Source organism: Clostridium magnum DSM 2767 (assembly GCF_001623875.1).
Taxonomy (GTDB): Bacteria; Bacillota; Clostridia; order Clostridiales; family Clostridiaceae; genus Clostridium_AM; species Clostridium_AM magnum.
The window spans coordinates 720,920-738,124 of sequence record NZ_LWAE01000001.1 but is presented as its reverse complement, the minus strand read 5'-3'; the positions used below and the strand labels follow the sequence as shown (position 1 = coordinate 738,124).

The window sequence follows — 17,205 nt, the reverse complement described above, 5'->3', positions numbered from 1 at the left end:
TACATTAGGAGGAAAATGGACATGAATGTGTATGTTTTTGGACTTGGTCATATAGGATTACCTTTAGCTGCATCTATTGCTTTAAATAACAAGCAAGTTCAAGGAATTGATATAAATCCAGATACTATAACAAATATAAAAACTAAAAATATTATTATGTATGAGTATTATAATGGTAAGCATATATCCGAAATTATTTTAGACTTAATTAAACAAAAAAAATTAGCTGTTAGTACTAAATTTAAAAGAATAGATAACCAACCTTCTGTTTTTATAATTACAGTAGGAATTGGTACAAAAGAAGATAACTCTCAAGATTTGTCTCCTATTCAGTCAGTAATTGATGAACTACTTCCTAATCTTGTACCAAGAGACTTATTAATTTTTAGAACTACGATGATTCCTGGTACATGTGAAAATTTCATACTTCCTCAATTAGAGGCATTAAGCATACCAGTTTACTTGGCATACTGTCCCGAAACTATTGCAGAAACTCATGCTTTCGAAGAATTTAGGAATAATCCTAAGGTTTTAGCTGGAATTAATGAAGAAAGCTATAAAGCAGCCGAAGACTTTCTAAAATCTTTATCAGATGCTCCTATTTATAAAGCTTCTAATATTAGAACTGCAGAAATGGTGAAGGTAGCTCAAAATATACAAAGGGATGTTAATATAGCTTTAATTAACGAACTAGGCGAAGCTGCTTCTGCTTTAAATATAGATATATATGAACTCCAAAACTTAGCTAATACTCATCCTCGAGTAAAATTACTTCAACCAGGCCCAGGTGTTGGTGGTTATTGTCTTCCTAATGCCCTTGGTTATTTGAAAGAAGCATTAGTAAATTTAAATGTGCCTCTAAATCTAACACACATTGCAAGAAGTATTAATGATGAGAAGCCTCTTAAGGTTGTACAAAAAATAAAGGAGGCACTAAAGGATGCTAATAAAGATATTTCTGATTCTTCCATTGCTGTAGTTGGCCTTGCGATGAAAGATTATTGTGCAGACTGTAGATTAAGTCCTTCTTTAAACATTGTTGACTGTTTATTAAAAGAAGGAGCTAAAGTAAAAGCTTATGATCCTGTCGTTCCATTGATCTATGATTTTCAAACCTCAAGCTTCAAAGAATGTATTAAAGATGTTGATTGCTTAGTAATCGCTGCAAAACAACCTGGTATCACATTTGACTTACCTGAAATGGAATCATTAATGGAAAGTCCTTTAATAGTCGTAGATACTAGAAATACTTTTCCTTATTATGATAAAGTTACTTTATATAAAATTTAAAAGATATCTTCACAACAACTTAAGAAAATGCTATAAGTACACACAACTATGTATTTATTGTGATATTGTCTAAATAAAAAAATCAGGAAATTTTACTAGGCTTACTAATAAAATTTCCTGATTTTTTAATATCTTGATATATATAATTTACATACTTTCAAATTCCTATTATGAAAATATTGCAATCTGATCTCTAAGTGAACTAAGTTTAGAGCAAATCTGATATATTCCTCTAGGGTTTGAGGAGGATTTTTCTATATAATTAACAAAGTCTTTTCCTAAAATCATATCAAGATCAGAACTATAACTACTAAGTTCATAAAATGCATTAATGGTTTCTCTCTGCAAATGTTGATGAACATTCTTCCAGTCACTGTAGAATTTAGAATTCATTTTTTCTCTTAAGTTTTGTAAAATTTCTTTATTTCTTAAATTAATAGCGTTCCAATCGTCTATATTTGAATCAAGTAGCACCTTACATCCTTTGAACCTAATATCTGATATTGAAATATTATATAAAGTTTTATTATTAGATGCAGGCTTAGATGCATAATCAATCCATATTAATATAGGTTGCATACGTTCAGTAAGTTCTAACATAAGTTTAGAATTATATTTCTCTTCAAAAGTCAAAGATCTTGATGCTTTAAATAAAGATTTGGACATTAATGGAAACCACATTAGACAATCGTGAAAACATTCATAAGCTCTCATACCAAAGTGATACCTGTTTCTAAAATATACATAATGAGATTCAAACTTATCCATAGGTGTTGTCCCCGGAAGTTCACTTATCTCATTAACAAGTAGTTCATTAAGTCTATTTTGAGCATTGGGGTATGCTGCTACTGCTGAACGGGAAAATGAATTTGTTAATCTAATAACTAACTCCTCAATTGAATTTGCACCATCAACTTTATTTCTATATATTTTACTCCAAAAGGTTCTATAAATTTCACCACATCCACCACTAAATCTTATTTGTGAATTATTTTCACCTTTTGGAGACCATGCACCAATTGCTAATCTATAATAAGTCCCCATAAAATAGCTTCGCCAAATATCAAAGCTTTCTGATACTGTCATTGGAAACTGAGGTCTTCCTATTTCACTATAAAAACTACCACCAAAAAGATTTTTTAATCCTGCAGCAATTTGAAGGTCTGACGATCCAGGTATATCTTTTGTATAAATTTCAATTTTTTTAATAACATCTTCAATATTTAAAATTGCACCAAAAACTGATCGGCTATCCATACCTCCTGATAGGTCAGTTATAAGCTTTTCAAATAAGTTTGATTCTATTACAGCTCTAATATTGTCTATAACCTCTTTCTTTCCTTTTTCTAGCAATTCATCATACTCTTTGTTACTACATCCTGTCAAAGCATCTATTACAGATTCTTTGGGTGCTATTTTCCATCCATCCTTATCAACCTTAGCTTCATGGTCAAATGCTAACTGCTTAACACCTATAATATCCATCTTACTTGAAATATTTTGGCTAAGGAATGTAGTATCAGAGTAAAGTGTTGCTATAACTTTATCACTATCCAATCTTCCTTTATGCCCAATCCACGAAAGAAAAAGTAATATCAAATGATATCTGTTAGAAATAATGAAAAGGTTCTTCTCATCAAAGTAAAATAAAGTCCCACACCCGAAAAAATCCTGAGTTATTTTTATATTTTCATCATTAATATCAATTAAAGTAAATAATCCAACACTATCATAAAGCTCTTTCTGTATACTTTCATTTAAAGGCAAAGACTTCTGTCCAAAATAGAATTTATTATTTAATTGAGCTATCCCTGAAAAAAAAGTTACTTCATTTTTTTGTGTGAATCCTTCCAAATCTTTCGTTATTACAAAATTAGATATTTGTCCATACGTTCTCTGAGGTAGAAATGTTAAATTTATTTTTAAAGCTTCTTTCCTTATATTTTCAATTTGACTATTATTAAGTGCTTTATCTTTAACTGAAAACAATAACAAATCTCTAAAAGGATATGGAGAATTCCAAAATGCAACCTTATTCATAAAAAATCTCCTTACATTTAATTCATAATTCTCAATTTCTATTTAAAATCAGCTCTACCTCCTTTGTGATTACTTCACTTTTACCACATTTTTTTTGGATATATTTCGAAGCATTTGAGGACATCTCTATAAACTTATCCGGATTTTTATACAAATATTCAATTCCACCTGCCATTCCTTTGTAATCTTCTGCTCTACTTAAAATACCACAATTACTTTGAACAAACTCTGGAATAGCTGTAATGTTGTTAGATATAGGAACTAATCCACTTGACATAGCCTCACACATAGAAACTCCTTGTGAATCCAATCTAGTAGGACAAAGAAATATTCCATACTGCTTATGAAGTTCTGCTATTTGTTCTTGAGTTAGAAAAGTTTCAAAAATTTTTATATTTCCAAAATGCTTTATAGGATTTAAAGTTTCATGAAATAAAATGCCTTGACCATAAATTACAAATTCTAACTCCTCAAAAAAATCACTTTTACATAATTCTAATATTGCCTTCACTGATAAATCATTAGCATATTTTTTTGAACTAAATGGTCTTATGCTTAGGATTTTTTTTCTTTTTTCTTTATCTTTCTTATTAAATTTGAATAAGTCTTCATCTATAACATTGGGTATAATATTGAAATTTTTAACTTTACATCCTATATCTTCTTCAGCTATTTTTTCCTTAAACCATTTTGATACAAAAATAAAAGTTATTTGCTTATCTGTATTTGTATATAAATTTCTCATAAATTCTATTTTTTTATTATTTTCACCTAATCCATTTATTATTGTATCAATGTCCTTTTTTATGAAATCATAATTAAACCATCTTCTATACCAATTTTCTGTTTCAAAGCCGTGTATCCAAATTACTAAAGGAATATCTGGAGCTGTCTTTTTAATAGAGGTTATCATTTCTTCATTTACAAAGTGTATTAATATTTTTTTATAATTTCTATATTTTAATAAAGTACTAAGACCACTACTATCTCCTGTAAAAACTGTGCTCCCTTTAAACTCATATTTGCCGAAACCTGATGGATTTCTGGATAAAGAAAAAACATCTATATTTAATCCACTTTCTCTATAAAGTAAAACCCTCCTATGAACAAATGCGTTTCTATAAAGATTATTTGAACTAGGATAAATATTAGTTAATACTAGATACTTATCCTGTTTTTTATTAAAATCTCCAATGATCTGCTCTTCTAAAATAGCGCTATAATATTGATTAAATACTTTTATACTAATTTTTTCTATAAGAGCTTTTCCAATTCCAGTAACTCTGAGGGCTACTCTTATTTTTTTTGTTCCTGCCTTAGCGTAAATATATCTTGTACTATTTAATTCAAAACTATTAACTTCTAATTTTTCTTTATCCGAATATCCAACAATGAATAATTGAACATTAATACTTCCCGTAAACTTCCCTACAAAATCTATTAGGAACATAGCGTTTTCTTGTATATTTTTAAAGTTAACTGCGTTAACATTATTAAATGGACTCATTATTTCATATCCTATATATTGAAACTTATTATTCAATAAGCAAGATTCTATTTTTAGAAAGTTATTATTATTGGATATTGTTATATTATCTCCGGCTTCTTTTTGCCACTTATTTTCTCTTAGATCTACTATTAAATCATTAAATGTCTTTTCTTCTAGTTTATTACTATTGTTATCTTTAACGTCTCTATTACCCATCACTCCATTCACCCCCATTATATTAAAACAGTTTTCTTTTTTACTTTAACTCTAAAATTCGATCTGTTTCAATATCTCCTTATTTTTTAAATTATGGTCATAATTCGAAACAAAATTGTACTTATCTATACTAAACAATCTGTACCCAAATTTAAAACAATTTTTTATCATATGATTATTTAATGACTCAGATATTAAATCCTCTATTTTTTTGAATTTGAAAATATTTTTATTAATTATACAACTGTCATAATCTAAATTGTCAACATACTCAAATTCTTGTCCTTTATTCTCCAGCTTCAATTCGTCAATTAAATTAGACTTCTTTTCAAGTTTATAATATGATTTCTTTCCCACTATAGACGCATCTGCATATTTTTTAGCTAATATAAGATCTTCTAAAAAATATCTTCCATAATAATTGTTATAAGAAAAATAACTTATATAATCTCCATTTACAATGTCAATTACAGGCAAACTTTTATTTAAAGAATTTAAAGACAAAACTTTTACATTTTTATCAATATACTTATCAGATAAGGACTCAATATCATCAAAGTTATCAATCAGTAATATTAACTCTTTATTGTTATATGATTGATATTTAAATTGATCTAAAATAACGGTTAACTCTTTTAAAGATCTAATTATACTAATGACACTAATTATAGGGCCACTACATTCTATATTTATATTAGCTATATTCAATATATAGTTTAATCGTTCTTCATAAGTGTGTTTTTTCAAAACCAATCTTAATCCACTTAAAGCTATCCTATTATAATATTCCTCATCATTCATTAACAGATTAAAGCATTTTGACAACTCATTAGCATCATCACTTGCAGCAACTATATCACCAAATATATCTTTAATTCCCGTTGAATATGAACTAACAATAGGGGTATAAGAGGCAATAATTTCAAATACTCTTCTTGAAAACATACTTAATGCATTCTTTGCACTAGTTACATTAATAAATACTTTGTACCCTTTATATGCTTTTTCTATTTCATCAGCCTTTAAATATCCTTTTATAAAAGGCACATATTTCTCTGGAAACTTAAATCCAGGGTCATTATTTATAAAGTTTCTATCATAAATATCTATTCCATACTTTGATGCCGCAGTAAATAACCTATCAAAATCTTCCTGTCTCTCCTTAAATTTAGATGCATGGTATGAACCTGCATAACAAATCTTATTTTCTCTATTCTCAGCTATTTTTATTGGATTATGAATTTTAGGTTGTGCTGCAAAAGGTAGAAAATATACTCTATCATGCTTTAAAAATTTCTTATATTCATCTATACAACTTTTTTCTGTAGTAAATATATAATCAAAATATTTACATGTTTCAATGAATCTATCAAAATGAACTGGATCTTCTTTATTCCAAAATACAGTAGGAACACAATTGCTTTTACACCATTCCGTCATCTCTTTTAACTCTTTTATATTTTCTTCATTATAATATCCAACTTTTCTATTCCAACTTCCTTCAATGCCCTTCCATGCAGATTCTACCATTAGAATATGAGGTTTATCTATAGAAAATACTGCTTTCCAATTATACGGAGTAAATGTTATCAATCTACACATAGGCTTATAACATTCCATTGTAAATTCATCAAAAATACATGCAATTTTCAAATCTTCAGTGGATGCTGGACTATCAAAGCCTAATTTTCTTAAATCAGAAAAGTTCATAAAATCTATCTGTTTTTCTTTGTATATTTTTATATTTTTTAAGTTGCACTTTCCTTTACCTTCAATTCTAATTCCTAATCTATAGAACTTTGCATCTGAACTAGGTGTAATAACTTTTTCTTCATTTAAATTAATAAACTCTAAATTTATTTTTTCTTTTTCCGAATAAAAAACAATACACATAGATACTAAAATACTTTCATCTTTTTCTCCTGAAAATTGTACTTTGTAGTTATAATCATTAGATAAAGTAAAAATTTTTTTAGAAGGACGTATTGAAAATACTACATTAGGTTCAATATAGGATATATACTGAAATTGCTTATTTGACAAAGATGAAGTAACAAGTAATGATTTGTTATCATTTTTAATCTGTAACAAATTACTTTTTTTGATAAAAACATTGTTACTATTAATTGAAATATCTTCAACTATTGTATAGTTATATTCTTTAGTATCTATTTGTTTATCTGATACATCTTTACATTTATCTTCATTACACATATTTTATCACCTTTAATAATATTTATATAAATTATTTTAAGATCTACTTATAATTTATATACTGTATCTCCCATAAATTCATCTAATCTTCTATAGAAGTCTCCATTCCCTTTAGAAATCCAATTAGAACATCAAGGAGCTCACAACTTATATTCTCTATGCTATTAATCCATAAACAAAAGTTCTTATATCTAATACAGTCTTTACCTTCAATATATTCAATTAGATGCTTGTACTCATTGATCCAATTTAAAAATTCTTTTTTATAATTGCTAACATCAGAATAGTTATTTTTATATTTTTCTTTCAACTTTATTCCATCCTGTATTAGTTTTTTTATTTTATCTTTCATCTTTACGCCTCCATTTTTATTAGGCATAGACTTGTTACTTTATATCACTACTCTAATTTTTTCTTAACTGCTTCTGTTGCTCTTTTTCCACTTAATAAACTGTCACCACTCCATAAAATTAACTCTTTCTATATCTTTAAATGTATCTATGGCTGTCCAAAAAGCTTTATGCTCAAATACAGCTAACTCCCCATCTGTTGTAATTTTCATAAGTGGTTCATTTTCAAACATACAGTCCATATCAGGAATATAATAAACATATATATGATAAATTAATGTTCTACTTAGATTATATGTAAGTCTTGTCTACTTTGTGATTAAAATATATTTTAGCTTTTACAGAGTAAAATCCTGCACTTTAAAAATTTGCAGGATTTAAAAAAATCAAGAGATAATCTATACAGTTGTAATTTGCCTATAATCATCTACACATTCAATTATCTTACATTTGTTCAAGAATTCTTCATCTTTTATTTTCCAGGTATGATCATTACTAGATGAGTGTCTAATATAAACATAATTAAACCTATCTGTTGAATATAATTTAATATTTTTCTGTATACATCTTTTTAAAAAATCTGTATCACATCCTTCTGATTTACCAGTAAATTCCACCTGATCTAATACTGCTTTTCTTATAATCGTAGTTGAACCACATAAAAATTTTACATATTGATTTTCTAAATCTGGAAATCTAATAACTAAGGTTTTACTTTTTTCTAAATATGCATAATATGTGTGTTTACCTACAATATCTGCATCAGTATATTTGAAAGCATTCATCATATCCCCTATAAATTCCGATGCATAATAGTTATCGTCATCAAATCTAGCTACATAGTCAAAACTAGATTTACTGATTGCATAATTTAAACATTCCCCTAAAGATTTTTCCTCATCTAGTCGAAATATCTTTACATCTTTATGCATGCTAGCTTTCTTTTCCCAAGTATCCAAATTCATGCTATTATTATTTAATATAATAATAAGCTCTTTATTTTCATATTTCTGTCTTTCATAATTTAAAAATACATTATTAACACTATCACAACGATTTGTACATGTTATAATAGATACACTTGGGCTAGATTGCTTTTTATACAAAATTCCAACTTTATCTAACATACTTTCAAAACGATGAGTATAGGTATGTTTATTAAAAACTTCCCTTTGTCCCTGTAATGATAATCTATCTCTTAGCTCTTTATTCCTTAATAAAGATTCTAAATGTTTTAAAGTCTCTTCTTCACTCATAGACAATTTAACAATTTTAGAGAACATATTCTTTATTCCCAAAGAATAGCTGCTAATTACATTTGTACCACAGGCTAATAATTCAAAAACTCTTCTTGAAAACATTGTAGGACTATCATCCATAGAATTTACATTTAAAAATACATTATATTTCTTATAAGTTTGATACATCTCTTCATATGGAATACATCCTCTATTACAAGATCGAAAGATATCTGGAAATCTGTAGCTTTCACTTACAGTATAATTATAATTTCTATCGTAAATTTGTAATCCATATATTAAAGCTGGCTTTAATACATTTTCCATATTTCTTTTTCTATTTAAATGTCCATTATTATACCATGTTCCAGCAAATGCGACATATCCAAGCTTTTCCTTATCTTTGCCTACAGGATTATGGATTTTAGGCTGTGCTCCAAATGGTAATACATATACATTTTTATGCCCTAGAAGTTCTTTATACCTGCTTATACAGTTAACATCAGTAGTAAATATATATTCAAATAATTTTGCTGCAGGTAAAAAAAGCTCAAAGTGATATGGGTCTTCCTTATTCCAAAATACTGTAGGAATTTTTAAATACTTACAAAACTTAACTAGTTTTTCTAGTGTCCTATCTTGAGATTTAGCAAGATAACCAACCTTTTTTCTCCAGCTTTCATCAATTCCTTTCCAAGCTGATTCTACTAATAATAAGTCCGGTTTTTCTTGTAGCAATATATTTTTCCAACTATCTGAATATAATTGAATTAAATTGCACTCATATTTTAAGCACTCATAACTAAAAACATCCAAAATACACGCTACTTTTATACGTGATTTTTTTTTATTAGTCTCTTGACTTAGTAAAACTGGCAACTCTTTTTTATCATAATTATCTTCAACCACTTTCTTCTCACCTCGTAACCTCACTCTCTACTAGATACATTTATTTTTTTACTGTTCCTTCAATTCACTTTTTTATTTCATTTTATGTTTGTTATGTTATATCTGTGATAACAATCAGTAATAACATTTTTTTACTCTATTTCAACTGTTATACAGTACTTTTTACTGTTCAATATAAAATACTTTCACCATTTGGAATTTTTACATATATAATAAAATAAGTCTATAACTGAAAAACATGCTTATGACTCAAGAACATATATTTGCTATATAAATATATAATTTATTTTTTCAAACTTAAATAAAAGTATGTTTTAACAGGTGATACTATATGAACTTTTATCCTTATAATAAATATAAACTTATAAGATCCTCAAATGAAAATATCATAATAGAAAAACCTTATTTAAAAATAGCGTGTATTCTTGATGATTTTAGTTACCAAAACTTAAAATACGAATGTGACTTAATTCAATTAGATATAAAAAACTGGATACAGGTTTTGCAAGACGAAAGACCCAATTTGTTATTAATAGAATCTGCGTGGATGGGAGTTAATGGAGATTGGTATGGTAAAATTTCAAGCATAGATAGCAAAGAAGGTACTACACTACAAAATGTAACAGAATTATGCAAAAGACTTCAGATACCTACTGTTTTTTGGAATAAAGAAGATCCTTATCATTTTGATGAATTCATCGAGGCTGCTAAACTATTTGATTATATTTTTACTACAGATGAAAACTGCATTGAGAAATATAAAGTTTTTTTACAGCATGATCGGGTGTATACATTACCATTTGCAGCACAAATAAAAACTCATAATCCAATAAATAAAGAACAAAAAAAAATAGGTAATGTTGCTTTTGCTGGTGCTTGGTATAATATTGGACATTTTCATAGAAAAAAAAATATGAAGTATATATTAGAACCAGCTTTAAAATATAATTTGCATATTTATGACAGAAATTACAATTATAACAATGTCTATCTTGACAATTATTTTAGATTCCCAGAAATATATCATACTTTTATTAAGGGGTATGTTCCATATGAAAAAATTGCTGACCTCTACAAAAAATATAATATATTTTTAAATGTAAATTCAGTAGATGATAGCTCAACTATGTTTTCAAGAAGAGTTTTTGAATTATTAGCATGCGGTATAAATGTAATCAGTAGCTATTCTCCAGGCATAGAAAAAACGTTTCCTAAAATCGTTAAATTACCTAGAACAAAAGAAGATACCATAAAGTACCTTGAACTCTTAATAAAAGATAAGGAATTTAGAGATCGATTATCCTTACTTGGTGAAAGAGAAATTTTTAATCATCATACCTATACATTAAGACTTGAAACTATTTTAGACAAGGTAGGCATAAATTATAAAAAACCTAATACTCCTGGGGTATCTATCATAACATGTATAGATAAAGAAGATAACATGGAAATTATATTTAAAAATTATGAAAGACAACTCCATAAAAATAAAGAATTAATCATTATAGTTAATAATAATGGTATAAATATAAACCCATGGCACAATAAATATAGAGACTATAAAAATATAAAAATAATTCAAATAGGCGAAAAAAAATCTTTAGTTCAATGTTTAAACTATGCTATTGAGCATAGTAACTTGGAATATGTAGCATTTTTTGATGATAACTACTATGGAGAAAATTATTTAGTGGATGCTGTAAATGCATTTAAATATAGTAACGCAGATATAGTAGGCAAATGTAGTTATTATGCTTACTCCGAAAACTACCAGTTACTTGTAATTATACTACCTAATATCGAAGATAAATATGTGAAATATGTAAAATTTTCTACTATGGTTATAAAAAAAAGTGTTTTTGAAAAACTAATATTCTCTGAAAAATCATATAGATATGATATGGAATTTTTAAAAAATTGCGTAGATAAGGGTTTTTCAATATATGCTACAGATCGATTCAATTATGTTTGTATAAGACATGCTTCCTCTAAACAACCCACATATAAAATAGAAGATGGAGTATCTTCAGGAAAGATTAAAATAATTGGTTATACAGAGGATTATATTAGCACTATAACTGTATAATATGAGAATAATAGTTAAAAAGTGGTATTCCAATCATACCACTTTTTATCAATTGACCAACTTATCAATAATCAGATAAATATTTTTCACTTCTTAGTTTATATAAAAAAACATTTCCTATAATAATATCTTCTTATAGTATTCATACAAAGCATTAATGCATTTTTCCCAATTATAGTTTTGTAAAATATGATTTTTTAGATAAGAATTTTTACGCTGCTTAAATCCTTTTTCAACTGCTAAGGCAATATCTTCTTCGTTATAAGGGTTACAATAAAGTGCCATTTCCTTAAAATACTCTTTCGAAGTTCCTTCTGAGGTAGAAACTATATTACAACCAGCAGCAGCTGCTTCTAGGTTAGATAACCCTGGATTCTCAACAAAACTTGGAAGTACATGAACTTTAGCAAATCGATAAGCATTATATATATTATAACTGTCCATGAAGCCTAAATACATAACATTCTTAAATTGTATACATTCGTTAAAATAGCTTTTATCATCAACACTACCTATAAGCACCAACTGTCTACCTAATTCATTACAGATTTTTGCAAGAGTTAATTGATTCTTCATATTGCATATTTTCCCTACACATAATATATAGTTATTTAAGTTAAATCTTTCTTTTAAATTATACAACGGAATATCCTCTCTTTCTGTTTCTACTCCATTATATATAATTTTATAGTTTATTCCTTCTCCAAAGTCGCTTTTTAATAATTTAGCTTCCATTTCACTGTTAACATATATCATTTTACAACCTTTTAGTATTTCCATTCTATAAGGTTTACACTTATCCCATAGTTTTACACCCTCATAATCTTGTATATACTCATAGTATCTCTTTAGATTCCAATAAGAAGATGTCATTACTATAACTTTTTTATATGATTTAGCTATTTTATAATACTTATAAGCATCACCTATTCTAGTTAAATTAAACAAATGTACTATATCATAGCTAGAATAATCTATAATTCCACCATTATTTATCTCTACCTGTAAACCTTTTCTCCCTAAATATTCTGCTGTTTTTATAACCTGCATAGAATCGCCTGCAAAACTTCTATAGTAATCATTTCTTATGCATAGCAATATTTTCATAGAAATCCTCCTACTATGTTCTTAATAGTATTTCTTAAAATTATTACTATGCACTGAAAATACTAATTATTACGTTTTATTTTTGATTCTTATATGCACATACATGATAAAGTATTGTATCATTTAATCTTTTAGTATCTTACATGAACATTCATAGTCTATATACCATACTATGTAATAGGATTATTAAATAAATTTAATCTAATTTTTATAAGAAGGTGAATATTTTGCAAGAAAAAAATAAAATAATAAAATCTAATTCTCCATTATATGAAGAGTTTGCCCTTGATGAGCTACCAGATGATTTAACTTATGATGAGGATTGTGATCCTTGCACTCATGATAAAGAGGATCGTCCTCCTTGCACTTCAGTTGATGCTGACTGTTGTGGTACATCTCCAATTCCAATAAGATTAGAGCCCTGTGAAATTTCCGATACTAAAGACATAAAAACAGAACTTACCTGCCAAGGAAGATTAGTAACCGTTCGAGTTATTCTTAAGTGTGTTTGTCCTAATAAAAAGATTGCCGTGGGAGTACTACTCTTTGAAGGATCTAAGGTTAGGGGCTTTGAAGTTAAGGAAATAACTACTCCTCCACTACCTTCCAGTCACCCAGGTGAAAATTGCGAGCATGTTGTTGTATGTAAATTCTGCTTTGTACTACCTGGCTCTTTATGTTGTCATCTTAAATTAAAATCAAAAGTTATAGCCCACTATACTGATTTTAATATTGAACAATGCTCAAATATTTGTCCAAATGATCTACCTAAAAAATGCTGTCCTTAGTATTTATTTAATAATAGGTCTGGAATTTAGAATTCCAGACCTTATATCTATCCACACTAAGCTAAATTTTATCAATATATAATTTTTTATTACTGGAGGATTGGTTATTTATGCTTTCTCGATTCTTTTCTTCAAATAAAAAAAGTAAAAATAACAGTTCTAATAATGATTTAAACACTATAGATCAATCATTAGATATCTCAATTATAATTTCCTGTAGAAATGAGATTAACACTCTAAAAAAGACTATAGATTCTATATTAAATTCAAAAAATGTACTTTCCTTTGAAATAATTATAGTTGATGATGGTTCAACTGACAACAGCTGTAGTTTTGTATATACAAATGATAATTATAAAAATATAAAGCTTATTTTTTCTAAAAACATAGGTGTAGCCGCTGCAAGAAATTTAGGCACCAAATCATCAAAAGGAAAATATTTATTTTTCTGCGATGCACATATATCAGTTCCTGATTACTGGCTAGATAGTATGGTAAGGACATTAAAGGAAAGCAACGGTGATGCCGTAATTCCGGCAATAAAAAATATGGAAACTGAAGATAGAGGTTATGGTGGAACATGGAATACCAATCTTGAATTTATATGGCTCGGCAAACCAGACAGTTCTTATGCTGAAATTCCTTTAGCTCCTGGATGTATTCTAGGAATAAAAAAAGATATATTTGAAACAATTGGCGGCTTTGACAATCACCTAAAACTTTATGGGGTTGAAGATCAAGAGTTCTCCTTAAAACTATGGTTATTCGGGTATAAGATTTTAATAGATACATCAATAGAAGTAAATCATCTTTTTAAAATATATGACTCATATAAAATAACTTATTCTGATCTTATATACAATTATTTATGTCTTGCATATCTACACTTTGATTATAATAATTTAGTGAAAATACTGGAGCTTTTTAAATCTAAACCTAACTTCAATATAGCTTTTACAAATTTAATGCTAAATGAAGATTTACTAAAACAAAGAAAAAAATATTTTATAAAAAGAAAATTCGATGAGAACTATTTCTTTAAGAAATTCAACATCCACTTTTAATGAATATATAGAATGGAAGTGAATTATATATGTTTGATGTTTCAATAGTAATTCCTTGCAAAAATGAAGTTAATAACTTAAAAAAAACTGTAGACTCTATAATGAACTCAGAAAATAACCTTTCCTATGAAATTATTATAGTTGATGATAGTTGTACAGATGGAAGTTGTGATTTTATAAATAAAAATAAAGAAATTTATAAAAATATAAAACTTATTTCTGCACTCAGTTTAGGAGCAGCGGGTTCACGAAACTTGGGGGCAACCGCAGCATTAGGGAAGTACCTATTTTTTTGTGATGCTCATGTTTCTGTTCCAGATTACTGGCTGGATACTCTTATAAAAACTCTAGAACAAAATAATGCTCATATCATAGCTCCTGTAATTAAAGACATGATAAAAGAAAATTCTAAAGGTTATGGCCAAACTTGGAATAAAAATCTTGAAGTTACATGGTTACTAAATGAACCTAAAAACAATGGTTCTGAAATACCTATAGCTTGCGGATGTGCCTTCGGAATAAAAAAAGAGGTCTTTGACGCAATTGGAGGATTTGATAAATATTTTCAGGTATGGGGAAAAGAAGACGAAGAACTATGTTTTAAATCATGGTTATTCGGATATAAAATTATTTTAGATACATCTGTAGAAGTAAAACATCTCTTTAGATCAAGGCATCCCTATCAAGTAACCTATGAAAATGTTATATATAACTTTCTATGTATGGCCTATTCCCACTTTAGTAACAAAAACCTAGCAAAAGCATTAAATATAGCTCGTAATAATTATGCTTTTTCTTCTGCTGCTGCAAAAATAATGCTTAATGAGGGCTTAATAAAGCAAAGAAAAGAGTATTTTAATAAGAGAAAATTTAATGAAGATTACTTTTTCGAAAAGTTTAACATATCTTTTAATAACATAAAAACTAATAAAATAGGCTAGTAACTTGTTAACCGCCTATTTTATTAGTCCATTTTTATACACAGATATTATTAAAGAAATTTTAATCATGTTTTTCCTTAGAGCTCCTATGATGCTTGTTCTTATGTTTATGTTTATGCTTATGCTTATCTTTATCTTTATGTTTATGCTTATCTTTATCTTTATCTTTATGTTTATGCTTATCTTTATGTTTATGCTTATCTTTATCTTTATCTTTATCTTTATGTTTATGCTTACGATGTCGCTTATTATAATGTTCTAACATCATTAATAAAGATTTATAGTTACAAGAGTTTACATCACATTTTTCAATACAGTACTTATATTGATGTTTATGCCAGTGTTTGCGGTAGTGATGATCTTTATACCATAAAGGACAAGGAGAAATAGGCAGCTGACAAGCGCAATCTCCCATACTTATTTCTATATCAAGCTGTTTTACAATTTCACAAGGTTCAAATTCTACAACAACTTCTTTATGTTTATCAAAATTATTACAATCAGATATGTTCTTTTTCATTCTCCTATCCCCTCTAAAAATTAATTCCAACTTAATTTACTACTATCATTATATGAAACTATTATATGAAACTTTCATGTAATTGTTCTTACAGCAAAATAAAAGCCAAACTAATTGAGAGACAATTAGTTTGGCTTCTATTTTGTAACATCATTTAATAATGGATTATTCTTTTTTTTTCTACTGCTAAGCTTATTTGATTCTCTAATAGTTTGTGCTGTAAATCGATAACCTTATACTTGGCAGATTGAAGTTGAAACTTAATTTCCTTATTTTGCGCCTTAAGTTCTACATTCTCTTTCATGTATTCTTGAGCTGTTTTCTGGATTATTTCCATTTCTTCCTTCAATCTTCTTAGTTCATCTTCTTTTTGTTGCAAATACTCAGAGTTAGTGTTATTTTTTAATTTTACTTGAAGCTCTGAGTTATACTCCTGCATGTGCTTAAGTTGACCTTTTAAAGATGCTACTTCTTCCTCATAAGACTTTTGCTTTCTTTGTATCTGTTCAACCTTTTCTAAAAAATTCTCATATTCTCTCTGCTTCTTAAACATATCATCTACTATATTTACTGCAGAAAGAATAGCTGCTGATGATGTACTTAATTTGGTGTTATTCTCTAATATATTTTTTACTTTTTTATCAACATAGCCAGCTACCTTATGTAAATACTCTTCCTGTTCTTCACCTTTTAAATTGTATTCAACGCCGTTTATCTTAACCGTTACTATATTCATGCGAACACCCTCTTAGATAATTACTCTTTGTTCCAGCTTATATATAGTTATTTTAACATAAAATTTATACATATTAAACAATTTTATTACGCATCTGAAATAAAATAACAAGTCAAAGATGCGACGGATATTTTGTGTCAGACAAGGAGACAGGTTCCGCAGATAACCGACCCTATCTAAGGATTCTGCCAACGCAGTATGACGCAAAATAGACTAG

At 27.7% G+C, this 17,205-nt stretch carries 13 protein-coding genes; 5 read left to right on the top strand and 8 right to left on the bottom strand.

What is annotated here, in order from left to right; genetic code table 11:
* Positions 1-21: 21 nt before the first annotated feature.
* Entirely contained in the window at positions 22-1,290 is a 1,269-nt protein-coding gene (locus CLMAG_RS03550) for a nucleotide sugar dehydrogenase (protein WP_161486923.1), read from the top strand.
* 168 nt (positions 1,291-1,458) lie between these two features.
* Here the strand turns inward: CLMAG_RS03550 and CLMAG_RS03545 are convergent, their stop codons facing one another.
* From CLMAG_RS03545 to CLMAG_RS03525, 5 genes are all read right to left on the bottom strand, one after another.
* Positions 1,459-3,330 carry a hypothetical protein gene (locus tag CLMAG_RS03545; protein WP_066618006.1) on the bottom strand — a complete coding sequence of 624 codons (1,872 nt, stop codon included), beginning with the start codon at positions 3,328-3,330 and terminating at the stop codon, positions 1,459-1,461.
* Between the two features lie 31 nt (positions 3,331-3,361).
* Entirely contained in the window at positions 3,362-5,035 is a 1,674-nt protein-coding gene (locus CLMAG_RS03540) for a glycosyltransferase family 4 protein (protein WP_242872952.1), read from the bottom strand.
* A gap of 51 nt (positions 5,036-5,086) precedes the next feature.
* Positions 5,087-7,249: a CgeB family protein gene (locus tag CLMAG_RS03535; protein WP_066618003.1), complete on the bottom strand. Its 2,163-nt coding sequence runs from the start codon at positions 7,247-7,249 to the stop codon at positions 5,087-5,089.
* An 82-nt stretch (positions 7,250-7,331) separates the two neighbouring features.
* On the bottom strand, positions 7,332-7,601 hold the full coding sequence (locus CLMAG_RS03530) for a hypothetical protein (protein ID WP_066617999.1): 270 nt from the start codon (positions 7,599-7,601) through the stop codon (positions 7,332-7,334).
* Between the two features lie 396 nt (positions 7,602-7,997).
* Complete coding sequence (locus tag CLMAG_RS03525) at positions 7,998-9,746, bottom strand: glycosyltransferase family protein (RefSeq protein ID WP_242872921.1); 1,749 nt, start codon at positions 9,744-9,746, stop codon at positions 7,998-8,000.
* Between the two features lie 331 nt (positions 9,747-10,077).
* On the opposite strand from CLMAG_RS03525, the gene CLMAG_RS03520 reads away from it, so the two are divergent.
* Entirely contained in the window at positions 10,078-11,832 is a 1,755-nt protein-coding gene (locus CLMAG_RS03520; RefSeq protein WP_082831780.1) for a glycosyltransferase family protein, read from the top strand.
* A 117-nt stretch (positions 11,833-11,949) separates the two neighbouring features.
* On the opposite strand, the gene CLMAG_RS03515 is transcribed toward CLMAG_RS03520, so the two are convergent.
* A complete protein-coding gene (locus CLMAG_RS03515; RefSeq protein WP_066617996.1) occupies positions 11,950-12,939 on the bottom strand; it encodes a glycosyltransferase family 4 protein in 990 nt (329 codons plus the stop codon).
* Between the two features lie 227 nt (positions 12,940-13,166).
* Here CLMAG_RS03515 and CLMAG_RS03510 point away from each other — a divergent pair, with 227 nt between their 5' ends.
* The 3 genes from CLMAG_RS03510 to CLMAG_RS03500 all read left to right on the top strand — a co-directional run bounded on the left by CLMAG_RS03510 (position 13,167) and on the right by CLMAG_RS03500 (position 15,732).
* On the top strand, positions 13,167-13,727 hold the full coding sequence (locus CLMAG_RS03510; RefSeq protein ID WP_066617992.1) for a hypothetical protein: 561 nt from the start codon (positions 13,167-13,169) through the stop codon (positions 13,725-13,727).
* Positions 13,728-13,837: 110 nt separating this feature from the next.
* Positions 13,838-14,791 (top strand): glycosyltransferase family 2 protein, encoded by a 954-nt coding sequence (locus CLMAG_RS03505; RefSeq protein ID WP_082831779.1) that lies wholly within the window; start codon positions 13,838-13,840, stop codon positions 14,789-14,791.
* A 29-nt stretch (positions 14,792-14,820) separates the two neighbouring features.
* Complete coding sequence (locus CLMAG_RS03500; RefSeq protein ID WP_066617989.1) at positions 14,821-15,732, top strand: glycosyltransferase family 2 protein; 912 nt, start codon at positions 14,821-14,823, stop codon at positions 15,730-15,732.
* A gap of 61 nt (positions 15,733-15,793) precedes the next feature.
* Here the strand turns inward: CLMAG_RS03500 and CLMAG_RS33160 are convergent, their stop codons facing one another.
* Together CLMAG_RS33160 and CLMAG_RS03490 are read right to left on the bottom strand one after the other, a co-directional pair.
* Positions 15,794-16,252 carry a hypothetical protein gene (locus tag CLMAG_RS33160; protein WP_066617987.1) on the bottom strand — a complete coding sequence of 153 codons (459 nt, stop codon included), beginning with the start codon at positions 16,250-16,252 and terminating at the stop codon, positions 15,794-15,796.
* Between the two features lie 154 nt (positions 16,253-16,406).
* Positions 16,407-16,988, bottom strand: coding sequence for a cell division protein ZapA (locus tag CLMAG_RS03490; RefSeq protein WP_082831778.1), 582 nt, complete (start codon positions 16,986-16,988; stop codon positions 16,407-16,409).
* Positions 16,989-17,205: the final 217 nt, after the last annotated feature.

What these genes read in the sequence shown, in the direction of transcription:
- CLMAG_RS03540 (WP_242872952.1), bottom strand. Translation starts at nt 5,035, where the DNA reads ATGGGTAATAGAGACGTTAAAGATAACAATAGTAATAAACTAGAAGAA.
- CLMAG_RS03550 (WP_161486923.1), top strand. Translation starts at nt 22, where the DNA reads ATGAATGTGTATGTTTTTGGACTTGGTCATATAGGATTACCTTTAGCT.
- CLMAG_RS03530 (WP_066617999.1), bottom strand. Translation starts at nt 7,601, where the DNA reads ATGAAAGATAAAATAAAAAAACTAATACAGGATGGAATAAAGTTGAAA.
- CLMAG_RS33160 (WP_066617987.1), bottom strand. Translation starts at nt 16,252, where the DNA reads ATGAAAAAGAACATATCTGATTGTAATAATTTTGATAAACATAAAGAA.
- CLMAG_RS03520 (WP_082831780.1), top strand. Translation starts at nt 10,078, where the DNA reads ATGAACTTTTATCCTTATAATAAATATAAACTTATAAGATCCTCAAAT.
- CLMAG_RS03490 (WP_082831778.1), bottom strand. Translation starts at nt 16,988, where the DNA reads ATGAATATAGTAACGGTTAAGATAAACGGCGTTGAATACAATTTAAAA.
- CLMAG_RS03505 (WP_082831779.1), top strand. Translation starts at nt 13,838, where the DNA reads ATGCTTTCTCGATTCTTTTCTTCAAATAAAAAAAGTAAAAATAACAGT.
- CLMAG_RS03535 (WP_066618003.1), bottom strand. Translation starts at nt 7,249, where the DNA reads ATGTGTAATGAAGATAAATGTAAAGATGTATCAGATAAACAAATAGAT.
- CLMAG_RS03500 (WP_066617989.1), top strand. Translation starts at nt 14,821, where the DNA reads ATGTTTGATGTTTCAATAGTAATTCCTTGCAAAAATGAAGTTAATAAC.
- CLMAG_RS03545 (WP_066618006.1), bottom strand. Translation starts at nt 3,330, where the DNA reads ATGAATAAGGTTGCATTTTGGAATTCTCCATATCCTTTTAGAGATTTG.
- CLMAG_RS03515 (WP_066617996.1), bottom strand. Translation starts at nt 12,939, where the DNA reads ATGAAAATATTGCTATGCATAAGAAATGATTACTATAGAAGTTTTGCA.